Origin of the sequence: Halorussus salinus (assembly GCF_004765815.2) — an archaeon.
In the GTDB taxonomy this organism is placed as follows: Archaea; Halobacteriota; Halobacteria; order Halobacteriales; family Haladaptataceae; genus Halorussus; species Halorussus salinus.
The window spans coordinates 178489-196310 of the sequence record NZ_SBIS02000008.1; the positions used below are offsets into that span (position 1 = coordinate 178489).

19 protein-coding genes are annotated in these 17822 nt (G+C 66.2%); 6 read left to right on the forward strand and 13 right to left on the reverse strand.

What is annotated here, in order from left to right:
- The first annotated feature begins 40 nt into the window (after nucleotides 1-40).
- Nucleotides 41-574 (forward strand): hypothetical protein, encoded by a 534-nt coding sequence (locus EPL00_RS17915; protein ID WP_135854184.1) that lies wholly within the window; start codon nucleotides 41-43, stop codon nucleotides 572-574.
- A 9-nt stretch (nucleotides 575-583) separates the two neighbouring features.
- Nucleotides 584-1243 carry a twin-arginine translocation signal domain-containing protein gene (locus EPL00_RS17920; protein WP_135854183.1) on the forward strand — a complete coding sequence of 220 codons (660 nt, stop codon included), beginning with the start codon at nucleotides 584-586 and terminating at the stop codon, nucleotides 1241-1243.
- Between the two features lie 145 nt (nucleotides 1244-1388).
- Here the strand turns inward: EPL00_RS17920 and EPL00_RS17925 are convergent, their stop codons facing one another.
- Nucleotides 1389-1913, reverse strand: coding sequence for a twin-arginine translocation signal domain-containing protein (locus tag EPL00_RS17925; RefSeq protein WP_135854182.1), 525 nt, complete (start codon nucleotides 1911-1913; stop codon nucleotides 1389-1391).
- 228 nt (nucleotides 1914-2141) lie between these two features.
- Here EPL00_RS17925 and EPL00_RS17930 point away from each other — a divergent pair, with 228 nt between their 5' ends.
- Together EPL00_RS17930 and EPL00_RS17935 are read left to right on the forward strand one after the other, a co-directional pair.
- On the forward strand, nucleotides 2142-3245 hold the full coding sequence (locus tag EPL00_RS17930) for a Gfo/Idh/MocA family protein (protein ID WP_135854181.1): 1104 nt from the start codon (nucleotides 2142-2144) through the stop codon (nucleotides 3243-3245).
- Between the two features lie 42 nt (nucleotides 3246-3287).
- Nucleotides 3288-3545 carry a hypothetical protein gene (locus tag EPL00_RS17935; RefSeq protein WP_135854180.1) on the forward strand — a complete coding sequence of 86 codons (258 nt, stop codon included), beginning with the start codon at nucleotides 3288-3290 and terminating at the stop codon, nucleotides 3543-3545.
- A 1-nt stretch (nucleotide 3546) separates the two neighbouring features.
- On the opposite strand, the gene EPL00_RS17940 is transcribed toward EPL00_RS17935, so the two are convergent.
- The 5 genes from EPL00_RS17940 to EPL00_RS17960 form a co-directional block, all read right to left on the reverse strand.
- Nucleotides 3547-5184 carry an alkaline phosphatase family protein gene (locus tag EPL00_RS17940; protein ID WP_135854179.1) on the reverse strand — a complete coding sequence of 546 codons (1638 nt, stop codon included), beginning with the start codon at nucleotides 5182-5184 and terminating at the stop codon, nucleotides 3547-3549.
- A gap of 2 nt (nucleotides 5185-5186) precedes the next feature.
- Nucleotides 5187-5405: a hypothetical protein gene (locus EPL00_RS17945; protein WP_135854178.1), complete on the reverse strand. Its 219-nt coding sequence runs from the start codon at nucleotides 5403-5405 to the stop codon at nucleotides 5187-5189.
- Between the two features lies 1 nt (nucleotide 5406).
- Complete coding sequence (locus EPL00_RS17950; RefSeq protein WP_135854177.1) at nucleotides 5407-6177, reverse strand: glycosyltransferase family 2 protein; 771 nt, start codon at nucleotides 6175-6177, stop codon at nucleotides 5407-5409.
- 285 nt (nucleotides 6178-6462) lie between these two features.
- Nucleotides 6463-7392: a glycosyltransferase gene (locus tag EPL00_RS17955; RefSeq protein ID WP_135854176.1), complete on the reverse strand. Its 930-nt coding sequence runs from the start codon at nucleotides 7390-7392 to the stop codon at nucleotides 6463-6465.
- Nucleotides 7389-8651: a DUF354 domain-containing protein gene (locus EPL00_RS17960; protein ID WP_135854175.1), complete on the reverse strand. Its 1263-nt coding sequence runs from the start codon at nucleotides 8649-8651 to the stop codon at nucleotides 7389-7391. Before EPL00_RS17960 ends, EPL00_RS17955 begins: the two co-directional genes overlap by 4 nt.
- Before the next feature lie 256 nt (nucleotides 8652-8907).
- On the opposite strand from EPL00_RS17960, the gene EPL00_RS17965 reads away from it, so the two are divergent.
- Nucleotides 8908-9201, forward strand: a complete 294-nt coding sequence (locus tag EPL00_RS17965; protein ID WP_135854174.1) for a PadR family transcriptional regulator — start codon at nucleotides 8908-8910, stop codon at nucleotides 9199-9201.
- A gap of 116 nt (nucleotides 9202-9317) precedes the next feature.
- Here the strand turns inward: EPL00_RS17965 and EPL00_RS17970 are convergent, their stop codons facing one another.
- The 4 genes from EPL00_RS17970 to EPL00_RS17985 form a co-directional block, all read right to left on the reverse strand.
- Nucleotides 9318-10640 (reverse strand): RDD family protein, encoded by a 1323-nt coding sequence (locus EPL00_RS17970; protein WP_135854173.1) that lies wholly within the window; start codon nucleotides 10638-10640, stop codon nucleotides 9318-9320.
- Nucleotides 10641-10717: 77 nt separating this feature from the next.
- Entirely contained in the window at nucleotides 10718-11536 is an 819-nt protein-coding gene (locus EPL00_RS17975) for an aldo/keto reductase (protein ID WP_135854172.1), read from the reverse strand.
- Between the two features lie 491 nt (nucleotides 11537-12027).
- Complete coding sequence (locus EPL00_RS17980) at nucleotides 12028-13878, reverse strand: MBL fold metallo-hydrolase (RefSeq protein ID WP_135854171.1); 1851 nt, start codon at nucleotides 13876-13878, stop codon at nucleotides 12028-12030.
- Nucleotides 13879-14071: 193 nt separating this feature from the next.
- Nucleotides 14072-14896, reverse strand: a complete 825-nt coding sequence (locus EPL00_RS17985; RefSeq protein WP_135854170.1) for a phosphosulfolactate synthase — start codon at nucleotides 14894-14896, stop codon at nucleotides 14072-14074.
- 122 nt (nucleotides 14897-15018) lie between these two features.
- Between EPL00_RS17985 and EPL00_RS23645 the strand changes: the two genes are divergently transcribed.
- Nucleotides 15019-15162 carry a hypothetical protein gene (locus EPL00_RS23645; RefSeq protein WP_202932688.1) on the forward strand — a complete coding sequence of 48 codons (144 nt, stop codon included), beginning with the start codon at nucleotides 15019-15021 and terminating at the stop codon, nucleotides 15160-15162.
- Nucleotides 15163-15178: 16 nt separating this feature from the next.
- Here the strand turns inward: EPL00_RS23645 and EPL00_RS17990 are convergent, their stop codons facing one another.
- The 3 genes from EPL00_RS17990 to EPL00_RS18000 form a co-directional block, all read right to left on the reverse strand.
- Complete coding sequence (locus EPL00_RS17990; RefSeq protein WP_135854169.1) at nucleotides 15179-15532, reverse strand: CGCGG family putative rSAM-modified RiPP protein; 354 nt, start codon at nucleotides 15530-15532, stop codon at nucleotides 15179-15181.
- A gap of 53 nt (nucleotides 15533-15585) precedes the next feature.
- On the reverse strand, nucleotides 15586-16947 hold the full coding sequence (locus tag EPL00_RS17995) for an MmgE/PrpD family protein (RefSeq protein WP_135854168.1): 1362 nt from the start codon (nucleotides 16945-16947) through the stop codon (nucleotides 15586-15588).
- A 224-nt stretch (nucleotides 16948-17171) separates the two neighbouring features.
- On the reverse strand, nucleotides 17172-17708 hold the full coding sequence (locus tag EPL00_RS18000) for a helix-turn-helix domain-containing protein (protein ID WP_135854167.1): 537 nt from the start codon (nucleotides 17706-17708) through the stop codon (nucleotides 17172-17174).
- Nucleotides 17709-17822 lie beyond the last annotated feature (114 nt).

Here is a 17822-nt window from a genome sequence, read left to right on the forward strand (position 1 = left end):
GCCCGGAGACCGCTCCTTCGTTTTTGCCATTTACCGATAGTTGAAACTCGACTGGCTCGGATTCCAGTCGCCTAACGACCGCTTGATTCGACAACTGGCCAACGAGATTAACCCCGAGGATAAGTTTGTTCTCCTCGTCCCGGAGGGGGCAGTCTACTACACCATGAACGGAAACGAGACCGACACCACGGCGAGCGAAGCCGCGTTGCAGGACAGCGGCGGGGAAGCGTACATGTTCCAGAACCAGTTCTTCCCCGACGGTCGATTCCACGTCGTCTCGACCGAACTGCAGGGGATGTCGACGCCCGCCGGGGCTGGCGAAGGCCAGTTCCTCGCTAGCTTCGACAATCGGCTCATCCAGTACGTGGGGGCCAGAAACATGTTCGCGTTCTTCTTCCCCTACGAGGACGCCGAGATAGAGCAGGGCGTCCTCTACCGGCTCGGGGGTGACTGGGAGGACATCGACGACGGCAACAACAACGGGGGCGGGGACACGCCCTCCTCGAACCTCGTCAACGTGACGTTCAGCGCGGTCGGCAACGTCGATAACGACGACGGCTGGTTCGACTTCTGAGACACGACCATGACCGAAAACGACACCATCATCGACGGAATCGCGGACGAATCGTCTCGTCGGTCGTTCATGAAGAAGAGCGCCATCGCCTCCGGGGGCCTCGCGATGGGCCTCTCGGGGACGGGGACGGTCGCGGCACAGGACGGAGGCGACCAGAACGGGGACGCCATGCGCGGGCTGATGTTCAACACGCAGTTCCACCCGCGCGCCCGGTTCGAAGTGAACTCCCAAGCCATCGACTGGGCACCGATAGAGACCGACCAGCAGGGCGACAACTTCCTCGCGGACCCGAACGACGAACTGCTGTTCGACGACCCCGAAGTGTTCGCCAACTTCAACACCCGCGTCATCGACTACCGAATCGGCCGCCAGTCGTGGGCGCTCCTGTTCCCCTACGAACAGGCGAACGTCCAGCAGGGCCAGACCTACCAATTGAGTCCGGCGTTCAGTCCCTACGGTCCCGATGACTTCCAGCAGTTCGGCATCGACCAAGGCGACTACGACGGATTCTACGGCCCGGACCAGAGCCAGTACGCCAACCAAGGCTACAACGAACTCGGCATGGTCACCGTCGAGTTCTCGCCCGTCGGTGGCGACGGCGGCGGTGGCGGCGGTGACGGCGGAACGCAGGGCGACGGCAATCAGACCGACGGAAACGAGACCGCCTGACGGGAACGAAACCATCTGACGGACTCGCTAACGAGAGCGGTAATCGTTACTCCGCAATTCGGTCGCCGTTTTTCGAAGCGCCCGGAACGGGAGTGAGTGCTAGACAGTCAAAAGAGTCTTCTCCGCGGTCGGCCCCGGCAATCGGTTACTCGCCGGTGCTGACGCCGGGACCGGTCCTGATTTCTACGCCGGGAATCTGGGTCGCGTTCAGTCCGACCCACTCGCCCGGACACTCCTCGACGCGGTTGGCGACGAACGGCGTCCCCAGCGGGACGGGCGAGTCCTGTTCGTCCACGTAGATGGTGTCGAGTTCGACGAGTCTGTTCGCGCGAACCACCGGTTGGGCACCGGAGAACATTGACCGCAAGTCCCCCGCCGCGCTCTCCCAATCGACGATGATACCCTCCCAGACGCCTACGTCGGTCGGCGGCCAGTCGGCGAACGCGCACCCCGCCACCTCGCTCACGTCCGAGTTCTCCTCGTCTCGGTCGGTCATGAGCAGTATCTTCTGTCTGGGTCCCCCTTCGAGGCGCTCGGGATAGTCCAAGACGACGCGTCTCGCCGTGCGCGCGGCGGACGGTTCGTCCTGCGACAACACGCCAGCCAGCCCCACCGGTGCGACCGCGCTCTTCTTCAGGAACTCCCGTCTGTCGATGTCCGTGTCGTGCATAGTAGATACCCCCGAAACCGTACCGGAGTCGTAGCCCGTGCGTCCACTGGTTGGTTCGTCGCGTCGCCGGTCCGCGTCGAGTAGGCCGACGGTTCGCCGGACGCGACCGGACTCTCCGCTCCGACTCCTCCCTGCGCGCCCAAAAGGCGTGTGGCCGACGCGTTCGGCGTCCGACCCGACGAACGGCCGAAGAATGAATTACTACTCTCGTACTCCTCTCGTACACGGATGTCTCAGGCCGAGAAACTCCGAGTGGGCGTCGTCGGCGGCGGCTACATCGGAACCACGGTGGGCGCACAGTTCAACACCGACCCGCGCTCGACGGTGACGGCGCTGGCGGACGTGAATCCCGAGACCAGACGCACCGCTGGCGAGAGTCTTTACGTCGGCGAGGGGTCTCAGTACGAGGAGTACCGCGAGATGTTCGACGCCGAACCGCTCGACGCGGTACTCGTCGCCACGCCTCACACGCTCCACTACGAGATGGTGACGGCGGCGCTCGACCGGGACCTCCACGTCTTCTGCGACAAGCCGCTGACGACCGACTTGGAGGAGGCCCGCGACCTCGCGGAGCGCGACGAGGAGACCGACCGAGTCCTGATGGTCGGCTACCAGCGCCACCTCAACCCGGCGTTCCAGACCGCCCGCGAGCGGTGGCAGGGGAGCGACGCCCCGAGCAGTGCGGACGCCGCGACCGGCACCGACGCCGCGAGCGGCGACTCGGACGCGGACGCCGGTTCGACCGCGGACGCGGCGTCGAACCCGGAACCGGACTTCGTGAGCGCCGAAATCACGCAGAACTGGATTTCCCGGTTCGAGGACACGTGGCGGACCGACCCGGACCTCTCGGGCGGCGGGAACCTCTACGACACCGGGAGCCACCTCGTGGACGCCGTGCTGTGGACCACCGGACTCGTCCCCGAGGAGGTCAGCGCCGAGATGGTGTTCGCCGACGACGAGGGCCGGGTGGACGAGCGCGCAATCCTGACCGTCGAGTTCAAGAACGGTGCCCACGGAACCATCTCGGTCCACAGCGACGCGCCCTGCGTCCGCGAACACATCCACGTCTGGGACGACGAGGGCGCGGTCTACCTCGAAGGCCGCCAGTGGGAGGAGCGCGAACTCGAACGCGTCGAGGCCGACAGCACGACGGTCATCCCCTACATCGACCGGAGCCAACAGCGCACGAAGGCCGAGGCGTTCCTCGATTGCATCGAGACCGGCGAGGAACCGCCCGCCACGGCCCGCGACGCGCTGGCCGTGACGGCGTTGACGGAAGCGGCCTACGAGTCGGCGCGGAGTGGGGAGAAGGTGGCAGTCGAACTGAATTGACCGAACGCCACGATTTTTATTCTGGACTGCTATAGAAAAGTTATGTTTGAACTGCTACGCGAATCAGGCGAAACCGTACTTGGTGGTGCTATTGCCGGTGTTGTTGCTACTGCAATCACTCAAAGCAGTAGTGAAATATCGGCTACTTTCTTGGCGATTACCGGGGTTGCGATGCTTGTATTTTATAAAGGATGGATGAAAATCCTTGACAGCAGATACTCAGAAGAAAATAGCAAAAGAGAAAACAAGATAGTTGAAAATGAAAGGAGAAAGGCCGACAAAAATTGGAAGTACACCTAATTTACTGTTCGATGTCTCCGACCACTTCCCGCACCGCGCGCTTCGCCTCGACCTTCCCGTCGAACCGCTCGCGCTCGCCGCGCACGTCCACCACGTCGTCGCGGACCTCGCCGTCCATCTCCTCGGGCACCGGCACGTCCAGTAGCGAGCAGGCCGTCGGCGCGAAGTCGGTGAGGTCCACCGTCACGCCGGTCTCGCTCTCGACGGGACCGCCCCACGCGTAGAAGATGCCGTGCATCTCGTGTTGGGAGGTGTGGGAACCGGTCTTGGGCGGGTCGGCGAACACGCGCTTGGTCTTCATCGTCTGGGGGTACTGAATCTGGTAGCCCGGCGCGGGCATGCAGACGAGGTCCGGGCGCGTCTCGTCGTACTCGTCGCCGTACACGTCCTCGCCGTACAGCACCGAGTCGATGACGCGCTCGCCGCGCTCGGGGTGTTCGATGGCCAGTAGCTCCTCGCGCAGGCTTTCGCGCACGTCGTCGTACATCTCGGGCGAAATCGCGCCCTCGTCGTGGTCGTCGGTGTTCAGATAGATTTGGCCGCCGCTGGCGACGGTGAACGCCGCGGTCCGACTCCAGTCGATGTCCTTCCGGGAGATGGTCAGCAGTTCCGCGAGGTCCGGGCCGGAGCCGTCGCCGCTGGTGCGGGCGACACCCATCTTGAGCTTCGAGAACAGGTTGAGTTCGCTCATCGCCGTCTCCACGGCGTCGTAGACGTGGTTGTAGCCGAACTGCTTGAGGCGGGTCCACGGCCGGTCTTCGAGTTCGAGGTAGCCCGCCTGATGGAGCCACGAGTTGAGGTTGATGGTCTGGTAGATGGGACCGTGGCCGTGGTCCGAGAGGACCATCATGGTGTCCTCGTCGTCCATGCGCTCCATGACCCAGCCCAAGAAGTCGTCGTAGAGTTCCAGCAGTTGGAGGGGCTTGTCGTCGTACCGCGCCGCAACGTCGGGGTCGTGCTTCGGATGAGTCTCGTCCAGCACGTGCCCGAGGACGTGCAACACGTTGTCGGGGCCGGAGAAGACCAGCGAGTAGAAGTCACAGCCGTACTCGTCCACGAGCATCTTGGCGACCTCGATGCGCTTTCGCTCGATTTCGAAGAAGGCGTCGAGGAGTCCGCCGAGGTTCTCCTCGTCGGTCCCGTCGTCGTAGCTCTCGTAGGGGTCCACGTCGTACTCGCCGACGCGCGATTCGATGTCCGCCTCCAACTGGTCGGGGAAGGCGTACGACCCCGACGAGGGCGTCGTGATGTTGTCCGAGATGTGGAACCCGGAGGTCCGCGACGGGGGATACCCCGGCATGACGTTCATCACGCCCGAGCGTCTGCCCTCGGCGTCCAGATACTCCCAGACGGGCACCGACTGCTCGCGGAGGGTGTCGGCGTTGACGAAGTTGGTGCCGTACCCGCCCTCCTCTTTGAGCATGAAGTTGTAGACGCCGTGGTTGCCGGGGTTGCGCCCCGTGGCGAACGAACTCCACGCTATCATCGAGAGGGGCGGGACCGTAGAGCGCGTCGTCCCATCGGTGCCCTCGCCGCGCATCCGCTCGAAGTTGGGGAGTCGTCCCGCGTCGATGCCTCTATCAACCAGTTCGGGCGGTACGCCGTCCAGCCCGAAGACGTAGACTGAGCCGTCGCTCATCGTCACTTTTCGAGGTACCCCAGTTGTTCGAGGCGGTCCTCCACCACGTCGTCGTCGGCGCTGTCGGCGGCCCCGCTGGCCGCGTCGCCGCGCTCGATTTCGGCGGCGGTCGATTCGAGGACGTACTCGGCGAGGTCGTCGGCGTCGTCGAACCCGTCGAGTTCGTCGGCGAGCAGTTCGTAGCGGTCGCTGAGGTTCGCGGGGAGTCGTATCGTAGACATGTTAGCTGTTGTCTCGGGGGGAAGTCGGTCGTCGTCGCTTCGCGAGTCGCGCCAGAAACGCCAGCACGGCGAGCCCGTGTTTGACCGGGTTGTGGGTCTGGCCTTCCAAATCGTCGTAGCGCGCGTCGATGGCGCGCTCGGCGATGGTCAGGTCCTCGCTGGTCGCGGAGTCTATCATCTCGCTCTCGACGCCCATGCCATCGGTCGTCAGCGAGAGGGTTTCGAGCGCCTCGGGGGAGAAGGCTCGATAGCCGCTCTGGGTGTCGGTCAGGTCCTCGCCGCCGGTCACGCGCGAGGTGCAGTAGTCGAGCAGGACCTGTCCCACCCGCCGGTAGGCGGGCGTCTCGTCGTCGGGGTCGTCGGCGAGGTACCGACTCCCGATGACCATGTCGGCGTTGTCGTCCACGACCGGTTCGGCCAGCGAGGGCACGTCGGCGGGGTCGTGCTGACCGTCGGCGTCCAGCAGGACCAGCGCGTCGCATTCGGCCTGCTGGGCGTGGTCGAACAGGGTCCGGACCGCGGCTCCCTTGCCCCGGTTTCGCTCGTGGCGCAACACCGTCACGTCGGCCTGTTCGGCGATTTCGGGAGTCCTGTCGGTACTGCCGTCGTCTACCACCACCACGTCGTCGGCCCACCGCTTGACCCCGAGGACGGTACTCCCGATACCGCTCTCCTCGTTGTACGCGGGGATGCCGACGACGACGTGGGCGCTGCCGAGACGTTGCTCGGCAGAGTGGGCGACTCCCTCGCCCTCGGCTACCTGTAAACTCATGATTCCTTCGGAGTATTCGTCCGTTTCTCGCCACTTTGTTCTCAAGCGCCTATATCGAGATAGCGGTAGGTTGCCCCGACTATAGGACCGCCGTACGGGGTTTACGCGGCGTATCGAGTGGTACACCGTGCCTAGGGTTCGGTCGAGCGACAGGTTCGACCGGAGCGGTTGGGACCGCCTACGACCGGGCGAGCAGGGAGTAGGCACCGGTTGGCGGGAATCAATGGAAACGCAGGATAAAGAGAAGGCAGAACTGGAACGAAATCCGAGCGAAGTAGCGAAAAATTACGACCGGACCGACTCGTAGACGCCCTCGATGCGCTCGGCCATCCGGTTCAAACTAACGTCCCGAATCGCCTCCCGACCGTCGGAGGGCCGGGGGTCGGCCAACACGTCGGCCAGCGCCGCGACCAGTTCGTCGTCGTCGTCCGAGACGGCGGACGGCGACACGCCGTCGAGTCTGTCGCGTACGTCGCCCACGTCGGCCGAGACGACCGGGAGGTTACAGCTCATCGCCTCCTTCACCGAGTTGGGCGACCCCTCCCGCTTCGAGGTCAACACGAGCGCGTCGGCGGCGTTCATGTACGTCGGGACCTCCTCGTGAGCCACGCCGTAGACGACTTGCAACTCCACGTCGGCGTCCACGCGCTCGCTCGCACGTTCGACTATGCGCCGCGCGCGAGGGTGGTCTTTCACGTCTTGGGAGGGCGGGTACGGGAACAGGACGTGGCGCGCGTCGGGGTTCCACCCGACCTCCTCGCGGGCCTCCTCCTCCGATTCCGGCGCGAACCGGTCCATGTCGATGCCGTGAGGGATGACGTGGCAGGGCTGGCCGAGTTCGCGGGCCATCTCGTCGGACATGACGATGGTCGCGTCGCAGTGGCGCGCACACCGCTTCGAGAGCCACCCGTACTCGCCCATCAGGTCGGTGCCCCACAGCGAGAGGACCACCGGAAGCCGCAGTTGGGCCAGCGCCATCGGCGCGGTCAGCCCGTAGTTCGCGTGAACGAGGTCGTAGCCGTTTTGCGCCTCGCTGACCACCTGCGGCACGAACTTGAGGTAGTCGCCGACCGTCCGTTCGGTCATGTCCTCGCGGGCCACGTGGTCGCCCGGCGGTTTCATCGTCGTGCAGTCGATGCCGCGCCGCTCCAATACCTTCTCCTGTTGCTCGAAGAACCGCGCGTCCTCGTTCGAGACGAGGTTGAGGACCTTCACCGTCGGTTTCCCTCCGTTCGGTCGCGGTCTCTCGCTCCGTCGCGGTCCCGCGCTCGCTCGTCTCGGGCCGCTCGTCGGGGCGGCGTCTCGTGGCGAGACCGGGTCTCCTCGCCGCCGTCGCTCCGGACCGCACCGAAGGGGAGCGCACGGTCGGCGTCCCTGTCGGCGCTCCGGGAGTCGAGTCCGGCCACGCGGTCGAGCGAGCGAGCGTCGAGACCGCCCGAGGAGGCCGCGCGTTCGGCCACCTCGACCACGACTTCGGTGAGGTTCACCTTGTCGTCGAGGTACTCCTCGCGGAGGGTCCGCCAGCGTTCGGCGGCCGTCTCGTCGCTCAGGATGTCGGTCGCGGCGTCCAGAACCGCGTCGAACTCCTTGAGGTTGTAGACCAGCCCCGCGCGTTCGAGGGCCACGAAGTTGCCCATGTCGTCGTCGCCGACGAAGGAGTTCGACCGAATCGCTGGCGTCCCGAGCAGGGCGGCCTCCGTCACCATCGTCTGGGTGTCCGCCACGAGGAGCGACGCCTCCGCGAGCGCGTCGTGCAGGAGCGCGGGGTGGAGGTCGAACGGTCTGGCGGGCGTCTCCTCGGTGTCCAACTCGCCGCCCTCGTCGGAGACGAAGACGGTCGCTCGCTCGGCCAGCCGCTCGATTAGCTCCCGGCGCTTCGCGGGCGTGAAGCCCGCTTGCCCCACGTCGTGGTGCGAGCCGAACGCGTTCAGGCGGACGATGGCGAACTCCTCGTCCGGGCCGACGCCGAGTTCGTCTCGGATGTCGCTCTGGCGCTGGTACTCGTCGGGGTGGAGGTAGGCACACTCCTTGAACCCGCGGAACTCGTAGTGGCTCTCGCCGAGGTCCTTCTCGAACGTGTGGGGCGTCAGCACGGCGTCGGCGAGGGGGACCGCGACGGCGTGGTCGAGGTCGGTGGTCTCCGAATCGTCCACGAGGACGACCGGCGCGCGGGCGACGGTGCCCGCGAGCGCGGCGAACGACCCGCGGCCGAAGACGCAGTCGGGGTCGAACCGCCGGGTCTCCAAGACGATTCTGGCGGCGTGCTTGGGTAGTTCCGAGGCCAGCGAGAACTTGTCGGTGCCGACTCGCCCGTAGGACTCGTAGGGAACGTCGTAGTGGTCGAGGAGCGCCACGGTGCAACCGTAGTCCCGCGCGAGGACTAGCGCGTCGTGACCTCGCTCCCGGAGCGTCGTGACTGCGCGCCTGTACTGGTGGACCTGCGCCGGTGTGTTCGTGAAGAACAGATACTTCATGGTGGTGTCTCCGCCGGACCGGACTCCGGCAGTCGTACCGACTCGTAGCCGCGGGACGGCCATTGTTATACGGTGCCTGAAACGTTGGACGACGGCTACACCCCGACGAGAACGCCGAAATCGTCCGTGCGGATTACTATCATACTAGCTGACAGCTTCGTAAGATACCACCCAAAGTTGAGGGTTTGGGGCAAAATACTGAATTAAGCGGCCACCAAGCTTATAATTACAGGGGAACTATCGGCTATCGTAACTCATGCACGACCTGACTGGTTTCCAGCGGGACCTGTTGTACGTCATCGCGGGGAAAGACGAACCGCACGGCCTCGCCATCAAGGAAGAACTCGAATCGTACTACGAGAAAGAGATTCACCACGGCCGTCTGTACCCGAACCTCGACACGCTCGTGGACAAAGGTCTCGTGGACAAAGGTCAGCGCGACCGGCGCACCAACTACTACGCGCTCACCGACCGCGGGAGCCGCGAAATCGAGGCCCGCCGCGAGTGGGAGACCGAACACCTCGGCGAGAAGTCCTCCGTCACCGCGTAACCCCATCTCCCGACCCGACTCCCGATTCGCCCTTCACGCAGTCTCTATCTCGAACTCCTCGAAAGTCCGCTCGATAGTCCGGTACTCCTTCTCGTCGGCCGCCCGGCCCGAGCGCGTCACTCGGTCCGGACGACGACGGTGTCGGCCGCCGCGTCGCCGAGTCGCTGTGCGCGGTCGGTCGCCAGCATCACGACGAACCCGAGCGCGTAGCAGACGAGGAGGTCCAGCGGCCGGAGCAGGTTCCGCACGAGGACCGCGCGCCGGGAGACCGGCGACCCGTCGCCCGCGACGACGACCAACCCGAGCAACCACTTGCCGGGCGTGCGACCGAGCGTCGCCTCGAAGACGAGGTAGTACAGCGGCGGAGCGACGACCAACCCGACGACGACCGAGGCGGTGATGGCCGAGTCGCCGACCGCGAGAAAGCCCGCGCCGCCGACGACCACCGCCCCGACGACGCCGAACGCCAATCCGCCGACGACGCTCGCGACGGCCGCGCCGCCGAGGTCCACGATGGCGGCGACTATCCGCCTGCCGAACACCGCCGTCTCGGTGCCCCGTGCCGGTTCGGGGCGGCGGAGTCCGAACGCGGTGGTCAGCCACCCGAGCGGGGACGACCCCCCGAACTCCTCGGGGTCCGGGTCGTCGGTTACGTCGTCCGAGCGTCTGAGCCACCGGGAGACGTGGACTCGGGAGACGGCGAGGTCGGCGTCCGCCGCGAGACCGGCGAGGCCCGCGACGTGGGCTTTCCCCGTGACGAGGCAGGCCCGGTCGTACCCTTCTCGGCCGGAGATAGTCGAGATGCGCTCTAGCATGTGCGAATTCCGGTACTCGTTGAGGAGGCCCGCCGACGCCGCGTAGAAGACCAGTACCCCGGCGACGGGAAAGATGGAGACGAGACCGTTCGCCGCCGCGAGGGCGAACGGCCCCACCGTCGCGGGAATCGCGGCGACGAGCCAGAGGCGGCGGTCGAGCCACTTGGTCAGAAGCGTCGCACCGACCGAGAAGACGAGGAGACCCGCCAACGCCGCGAAGGCGGTCCCGAAGGCGTACGCCAGCGCCGCGAGCGCGGCCCAGTTGGCCAGTATCCAGCGCGGTCCCGCCCGACTCATGTAGAGAACCGGGTGGTCGTCCACTTCGTGAACCGGGAGGCCCCGGTCGGCGGCGACCCGGCGGACGGCGATGGCTTCGGCCTCGTCGTACTCCCGGTGCAGGAGAACGTACAGCGGTACGAACGCGACGAGCTGGACGAACATCCCGAGGAGGAACGTCGGCGTGCGGGCGGCCACGCGGCCGAACGTCCGGAGCGTTATCTCGGTCTCGGGTCGTTCGATGAACAGCGCGTCGGCGTCGGCGGCGAACTCGTCCAACTCCGCCCGGACCTTCGCCGGACGGTCGGCGTGGATGACGCCGAAGAGGCTGAGCGACGGGGATGGCATTCGACCGGGACTGTCAGTGCGACGACCGAAAACCTATCGACTCCGCGGTGAGGGCGGTCGGACTCAACCGCCAGCCGTCAGACCCCGAACCGACCGCGGAGGAACGACGCGCCGGTCCGGAGCCGAGAGGGGCGCTCGATTCGGACCATCTCCTCGTCGGTCAACTCGAAGTCGAACACTTCCAGATTCTCCCGGAGGTGGCGTTCGCTGGTGGACTTGGGGATGGCGACGACGCCCTCCTGCTGGACGACCCACCGGAGCGCGATTTGGGCGGGCGACTTGCCGTAGACCACGCCGAGTTCCCGAAGCACGTCGTCGTGGAGGACGCCGCCGTGGGCCAGCGGACTGTAGGCGGTCACCAGCACGTCGTGAGCGCGGCAGTACGCCCGGAGGTCGCGCTGTGGCTGGTAGGGGTGAAACTGCACTTGGTCGGTGAAGATGGGCGCGTCGGCGGCCGCCTGCGCGGTCCGCAACTGCTCGACGGAGAAGTTGCTCACCCCGATGTGCCGGGCGAACCCGGCGTCGATGCAGTCCTCCAACCCGGCCATCACCTCGGCGGTGGACGCGAGGGGATTCGGCCAGTGGATGAGGAGCAAATCGACCTGCTCGACGCCCAACTGCGCCAGACTCGACGCCGCGGAGCGCCGGATGGCGTCCCTGTCGAGGTGGCCGGGCCAGATCTTCGTCGTCAGGAACACCTCCTCGCGCTCGACCGACGACTCGGCGATGGCCCGCCCGACCTGTCGCTCGTTGTCGTACGCTTGGGCGGTATCGACGTGGCGGTAGCCCAGTTCCAGCGCGGTCTCGACGGTCCGGCGACAGGTCTCGCCCTGTAGCCGCCACGTTCCGAGGCCGATTTTGGGGACCTCCTCGTCCCCGACGGTTTCGTACTCCATGCCTCCCGAGAGGGTGGGCACGGGCATAGAGGTGTGGGCGATTCGGGTCGGCGGGACTCGGTGTAGCAGGATTCGGAATGGTGGGACACGGAATAGCGGGATAATCTCGGGTTCCCCCACTGTGGTCGGCGCGTGCAGGCGCGGCCCGGAGTGGCCGCGCCTTCTCGCGCGAGGGCTGAGTAGCGCACGTCGGAGCGAAGCGGAGACGAGCAACGCAAGCGGTTGGGGAGGCGTGAGGTTCGCCGTAGCAGTGCTGTTGCGGTTCGAGAGGTGTCGGCGATAGCCAGCGTTGTGGTCGCAGTGCGGTCGAGGGTAGCGGTGCGGTCGCCGTACGGTGACTCCTCGGCGTCGGCATCGGCTCGCCGTCCGGTCGCGGTGCCGTGCGGTCGCAATCCTGTGCCGTTATTAGATAAAAAAGACATAGCAACGTCAAAGAAATCTACAGTTATGCTAAAGATTGATAGAAACACGTCAAAAGCGCGTCGAACCGCTCACTCGTCGTCGGAGAGAACCACCGTCACTTCGTCGCCGTGGTCCAAGTCGGCGTCGTCCAGCAGTCTGAGGAGGGTCACGTCCTCGCCGCCGTCCACGACGCGGGCGCGGACCGACTCGCCGGTCTCGTCCGAGGAGAGCGCGTCGAGGCGGCCGAGGACCGCCCGGCGGAATCGTTCGCTATCCTGCACCGCGTCGTGGTCGGCCGCCACCGACTCGCCGAGGAGGGACCCGTCGCCGCCGGTCTCCTCGCCGCTGGTCTCCTCGCCGCCGGTGGCGGCGTCGGCTCCGGTCCCGGACTCGGCCGCCGCGTCACTCCCGGCGCGGGCCGCCGCTCCGGTCTCGGATTCGGTCGCCGCGTGGGTCCCGGACTCGTCGCCGGTCGCACGCTCCGCCGCGGTCGCACCGTCCGCCGAGGAGGCCGCGACCGCGGTTCCGTCGGGCGAGTTCGCGCCGTCGGCGGTCGCCGACGGGGCGGTGGCCTCGCTCGCGCCGAACCGGTCGTCGAGGCGTTCGACGCCGACGCCCTCCGCTTGGAGGTCCGGGTCGTCGGCACGGACGATTTCGGGGAGTTGCCGCTCGCCGTCCGCGACGAGGTCGCCCAAGCGGGCACCGTTGGTCTGCCAGTCCTGCGCGCGGATGGACTGGACCGCGGTGTCGCTCAACCACGGCGGCGGCGACCAGCGGCCGTTCTCGTAGAGGGTCTGCTCGCGGTCGTCGTCGCTGGCCCAGACGAACCGCTCGTCGTAGCGCCCCCGGAAGTTCCGGAGCGCGCGCCGCGGCCCGTGGCCCGCGACGACGTGGATGGGGTTCAGCGCCGACACCACGTCGTCGATGACTGACATCGAGGGGTGGTTGACGATTTCGTAGTCGTAGACGGTGCAGGAGGCGGTCTCGACGGGGTTGGTCGCGCCCGCCGTCAACTGGACGAGCGTGGCCGACGAGTCGTCCTCGATGGTTTTGAACAGGCGACGCGCGCTCCCTTCGGTCGGGACCTCCGGTCCGGCGAAGGTGACGGTGCCGCGTTCGAGGAGTTCGTCGGGCGACTCGAAGACCGGGACCGCCTCGACGTTCGGCACGTCGTAGCCGAAGTCGGCGTAGAGTTTCGCGGCCTGCCCGGCCAGCGTCACCGGGACCGACTCGCCGACCTCCTCGCCGAGGTAGCCGAGCAGGTAGGCGTAGTGGACCGCGGTGAGCGCGCTGGCGGTGACGACGGTGCGGGACCCGGCCTGCGAGCGTTCGAAGAGCGTGAACAGCGAGTCGGTCAGGGTCTCCTCGAAGTCGTCGGTCGTGGAGACGTTGACGAACAGCGCGTCGATATCGACGGGGAGGTCCGACTGGAAGCCGCGATAGCCCGCCGCGCGGCGCATCGTGAAGTCGCCGGTGAACAGGAGGTGGTTGGCCCGCGACCCGTCGTGGAACCGGACGACGAATCCGGCCGCGCCGGGCGTGTGACCCGCCGGAACCGGCGCGACTTCCACTTCGGGGACGATGGTCTCCCAGTCGTCGAGCGGTTCGATGGCGTCGGCGACCGAATCGGTCGCGCCGATTTCGTAGTTCTTCTCGCCTTCGGTCAGTACGTTTTCGAGGACGTTCGCGGTCGCTTCGGCGGTGTAAACCGGCGCGCCGTCCCGGAGCGAATCGGCCAGCGAGGCGTAGTGGTCGAGGTGAGCGTGAGTCAACAGGACCGCCGCGAGATACTCGTCGTCCGCCAGAAGCGAGTCCAGATCGACGCCGACGCCGGAGTCCACGAGGAGACAGGGCGTCCGGTCGAGCGTCGCGTCCGTAAAGCGAAGGAGATACGAACCGCCGCCGGTCGCGGGGTTCGCGTGCTGATAACTGAGGTTCATCCGTAGTGGCTTCGACCGTCACCCCTCTCTGTTCCGACACGCATCATGCTGTAGCAATTAACCTCCGGGAACGTAAGTCCTTTTGTTAAACCCTTGGCCAGTAAGGGTGACTTATATATGAAACACGATATTCGCCGGAACTCGTCGCGCTCCTCTCTCGTCACGCGATTGGCGTCTGACACGTGCCGGACCGCTACTGCTCGCGGTCGTACGACGTGACCCGGCCCCACGAACTCTTCTTGCCCCACAGCCCCGACCGCATGCACTCCAACTCGACTATCTGGGAGTTGTCCACGAAGAGGTTGACCTCCGGGCCGAAGTTCTTGATGTACCACTCGAACACCTCGGGGTCCGCCGCCTCGAACACGCAGTTCTCGACGCCGACCTCGTTGGCTATCTCGAAGGCCACGTCGGTCCGCCACTCGCGGACGCGCTCGGTGATGCCCTCCGACTCGACCATTATCTTGTAGGCTCCCGCGTCGAGGTGGCGCTCGGCCTCCCGAACCGCGCTCGCGGGGTCGATGGCCTCCTCGCTCTCTAGCTCCTCGACCGACGAGGCCCCGCCAGCGCCGAACTGGACGTTTATCTCGGGCTTGGGCTTGAGGCCCTTCTCTTGGACCATCTCGGTCAGCGCCACCAAATCGTCGGTGTCGATGGCGACGAACCCCGACGAAATCTCCACGATGTCGAAGCCCAGATTTCCGGCCTCCTCGACGTACTGCTCGACTTTGTCGTGGTCCTTGACGAGGACGTTCTCCACGAACCCGCCGGTCGAGACCTGTACGTCGTGGTCGTGACAGATGCCGATTAGCTCCTCGACGGCCTCCTCGGGCATCAGCGCGAACGACCCGCCCGAGAACTTGTAGATATCGACGTACTCGCCCATCGTGTCGAGGATGTCTTGTAACTCCCGCGGTCCCATCGGGTCGTAGTACGGCCCCCGAATCTCGGTGATGCCCTTCTCCCGCGGTTTCGATTCGCGCTCGTTGACGTGCAGAAAGTCGAATGCTCTGTCCATCCCAATCTCCCGTCCGGGGTACGACGAACCCGCACTTTACTGTTGGCCAGCGGGAGAACGGCGGGCGCTCCTCGGCGTCGTTCGCCCCCAGAACCCAACTGCCTCGACTTCCTATTGGACGTATGACCTACCAAACGACGGTCGGCTGGTCGCTCCTCTCGTCGGGCATCGTCACGCTCATGCTGAAGGTACTGCCGTGGGACTCGCTGTACTGGGGCCTCCTGTTCATCCTCCTCGGCATCGCGACGCTGTACGTCCGCCAGTAGGAACCGAGCGAACCCCCTACTCCACGTAGACCCGAGTCACGTGGCCGCCACAGCCACACTGCTCGACGTACTCCCACGAGAGGTCCGTCCCGGAGAGTTGCCCGCCGAACCCCTCCGAGAGCGCGTCGTAGAGGTACGTCTCAGGGTGGCCGTGGTCGCCGTGCGTGACGAGGTTGACGTGGTTGCCCTCGGCGGTGTGTTCGACCGCCTGCCGGGCCTGCTCGACCACGAGGTCCCGGCTCTCGGCGTGGTGAGGCTGTTCGAGATTCGCCGACCACGAGTTGTCGTGAACGCGGTCGGTGATGGGTTCCACGTCGTCGGCGAGGTCCACGTCGTGGTTCCGGTCCTCGGTGGCGGTGTCACTGCTCATACTTCGAACGACGAGTCTCCCGCGAGAAGGAGTTACCCCGAACGTGTTCGGCTTCAGTCGAGGAGGTCCACCAACTCGGACACGTCGCGGTCCTCCAACTGCAACACGGTCTCGACTATCTCGTCGCGGCGCGCCTCGTCGTAGCGTTCTCCGGCGGTCTCGTGGAACTTGCGCTCGATTGCGTCCCACGACATCGAGTCGTTGGGGTGGCCCTCGAACCCGTCTTTCTCGATGCGGTAGACCGTTCCGTCGTCGGTCTCGACCGTGACGTGGGCGGGCATCTCGCCGTTCTCGAAGCGTTCGGTGAGTTCCGGGTCCTCCTCGACCTCGACGGTTCTGAGCAGTTCCTGTACGTCCGACCGGCGGATGCGCTCGGGGTCGTACTGGTCGTTGCCCATCTCGCGGTCGAGGAGCGCCGCCGCGAGCATGTAGGGGAGCGAGTGGTCGGCTTGGGCCTTCGTCTCGACCTCGTAGCGACTCCCCTCGCCGCCGCCGATGATGAGTTTCGCGCCAGCGAACGTGTCGAGGTGGATGCGCGCGACCGATGCGGGGTCGATGGACTCGCGCTCGGCGAGTTCGATGATGCCCTCCACCGCCGACTGGGCGTACGTCTCGGCGACGTACTTCTTCGTCATCACGTCGTGGACGCGCTCGGCGGGCGAGAAGTCGGCCTCGAACTCCCCGGAGACGACTTGTTTCCACCCCTTCTGGCCCTCGAAGAGGTTCTTCGGGCCGTCCATGCCGTGCTTGGCGAGGAACGCCGAGTAGACCGCGTTCCGGGCGGCGTTGGCCGACGCGACGCCCTTCCACTCCGAGATGCCTTCGGTACGGGTCACGCGGAGGGCGTTGTGCGCGGTGCCCGCGATGCCGACCGCCGACCGCAACTGCTCGCGGTCGAGACCGAGAATCGTCCCCGCCCCGGTCGCGGCGGAGACGACGGTGTGGGTCACGTGGTCCCACCCGCGCTCGCGGACCGGCGCGTTCCACGCGAGTTCGGCCTGCACCTCGTAGGCCACGCCGACCGCCGCGAGTAACTCCTCGCCCGAGGCGTCGGCGTACTCCCCGCAGGCGACGATTCCGGCCACGTTGTCGCTCGGGTGGGGCGTCTCGCCGGGCGCGAGAAACGAGTCCATGTAGTCGAGATAGCGCACCAGCGTCGTGTTGTACATCGTCGCGTCGGGCGGCGAGGCGGTCGTCGCCCCGGAACTACCTGCACCGCCCCACAGCGTGCATCCCTCGCCGCCGAACTCGGCCACCGTGTCGCCGACGACGCCGACCGGTTGCTCGTCCATCGCCGCGATTGCGATACCGAGCGAGTCCACGATTCGCTTCTTTAGCTCGTCTGCCGTGTCGTCGCTCAGGTCCGCGAAGTCGAGACCGAGCGCGAAGTCGGCGATGTCTGCGGTCGTGGTCATAGGTGACATCCGGCGACCGCGAGCAAAAAACGGCGCGTGCGTTCAGGTGGAAATCGGAGTCGAAGGTGGAGTAACCTCGGATTACGGCGGCGGTGAGTTCCGGCGAGAGACCGGGAATCCGGCGGCGAGCGCGACCGCAGGTGTCGTCCACGTTCGGAACCGCGTCCCGCGGGACGACCTGTCGCACGTCCATGAGAGTCGGCTCCGAGCGGAACGCAGAAATCCTACCCGTCCCAGTAGATGCTCGCCTCGCCGTCCTCGCCCTCGTCGGCCCGACCGTCGCCGTCCGCGCGGGTCATCGCCGCCAACTTCTCGCGGTTGACGTGTTCCACGATGTCCAGCGCCTCGTCCATCCACGCGTAGAGGCCGACCGTGAGTCGCTTGCGGACCTCCTCGACCGGCACCGGCGAGTAGACGTTGACGTACCCGCCGTCGGTGAGGAGTCGCTGGCGCTTGTCGAGGACGCCCACGTCGGTCAGGTGGTTCACCTGTCGGCCGACCGTGCTGCGGTCGATACCGAGTCGCTCGGCCAGTTCCGCCGCGGTCGATTCGCCCTCCTCCATCAGGCAGAGACAGACCTTCAGACCGGTCTCGGAGATGCCGAACACCTCCCGGAGGACGACCGCGAGGTCGGGATGCTCGACCGGTTCGGCTTCGACGGACTCCATCGACTCGCCGCAACACGCGGTCGCGTCGCCGAACGAAACCCCGCCGCACTCGCCGCACTCGTACACCTCGCGGGGCGTGGCACGTTCACTCATGATTCCCGGTTGGACGCGACGGCACAAGACCGTTCGGTGAGTCCCGAGTTACGCGGTTACGAGTCGGTAACTCGCGGCCTTCTACGTCCCGCGCGAGAACGAAGCGGAGAGAGC

What these genes read in the sequence shown, in the direction of transcription:
- EPL00_RS17930 (WP_135854181.1), top strand. Translation starts at nt 2,142, where the DNA reads ATGTCTCAGGCCGAGAAACTCCGAGTGGGCGTCGTCGGCGGCGGCTAC.
- EPL00_RS17965 (WP_135854174.1), top strand. Translation starts at nt 8,908, where the DNA reads ATGCACGACCTGACTGGTTTCCAGCGGGACCTGTTGTACGTCATCGCG.
- EPL00_RS17960 (WP_135854175.1), bottom strand. Translation starts at nt 8,651, where the DNA reads ATGAAGTATCTGTTCTTCACGAACACACCGGCGCAGGTCCACCAGTAC.
- EPL00_RS17940 (WP_135854179.1), bottom strand. Translation starts at nt 5,184, where the DNA reads ATGAGCGACGGCTCAGTCTACGTCTTCGGGCTGGACGGCGTACCGCCC.
- EPL00_RS17985 (WP_135854170.1), bottom strand. Translation starts at nt 14,896, where the DNA reads ATGGACAGAGCATTCGACTTTCTGCACGTCAACGAGCGCGAATCGAAA.
- EPL00_RS17980 (WP_135854171.1), bottom strand. Translation starts at nt 13,878, where the DNA reads ATGAACCTCAGTTATCAGCACGCGAACCCCGCGACCGGCGGCGGTTCG.
- EPL00_RS18000 (WP_135854167.1), bottom strand. Translation starts at nt 17,708, where the DNA reads ATGAGTGAACGTGCCACGCCCCGCGAGGTGTACGAGTGCGGCGAGTGC.
- EPL00_RS17925 (WP_135854182.1), bottom strand. Translation starts at nt 1,913, where the DNA reads ATGCACGACACGGACATCGACAGACGGGAGTTCCTGAAGAAGAGCGCG.
- EPL00_RS17990 (WP_135854169.1), bottom strand. Translation starts at nt 15,532, where the DNA reads ATGAGCAGTGACACCGCCACCGAGGACCGGAACCACGACGTGGACCTC.
- EPL00_RS17945 (WP_135854178.1), bottom strand. Translation starts at nt 5,405, where the DNA reads ATGTCTACGATACGACTCCCCGCGAACCTCAGCGACCGCTACGAACTG.
- EPL00_RS17920 (WP_135854183.1), top strand. Translation starts at nt 584, where the DNA reads ATGACCGAAAACGACACCATCATCGACGGAATCGCGGACGAATCGTCT.
- EPL00_RS17975 (WP_135854172.1), bottom strand. Translation starts at nt 11,536, where the DNA reads ATGGAGTACGAAACCGTCGGGGACGAGGAGGTCCCCAAAATCGGCCTC.
- EPL00_RS17995 (WP_135854168.1), bottom strand. Translation starts at nt 16,947, where the DNA reads ATGACCACGACCGCAGACATCGCCGACTTCGCGCTCGGTCTCGACTTC.
- EPL00_RS17950 (WP_135854177.1), bottom strand. Translation starts at nt 6,177, where the DNA reads ATGAGTTTACAGGTAGCCGAGGGCGAGGGAGTCGCCCACTCTGCCGAG.
- EPL00_RS17935 (WP_135854180.1), top strand. Translation starts at nt 3,288, where the DNA reads ATGTTTGAACTGCTACGCGAATCAGGCGAAACCGTACTTGGTGGTGCT.
- EPL00_RS23645 (WP_202932688.1), top strand. Translation starts at nt 15,019, where the DNA reads ATGACCTACCAAACGACGGTCGGCTGGTCGCTCCTCTCGTCGGGCATC.
- EPL00_RS17970 (WP_135854173.1), bottom strand. Translation starts at nt 10,640, where the DNA reads ATGCCATCCCCGTCGCTCAGCCTCTTCGGCGTCATCCACGCCGACCGT.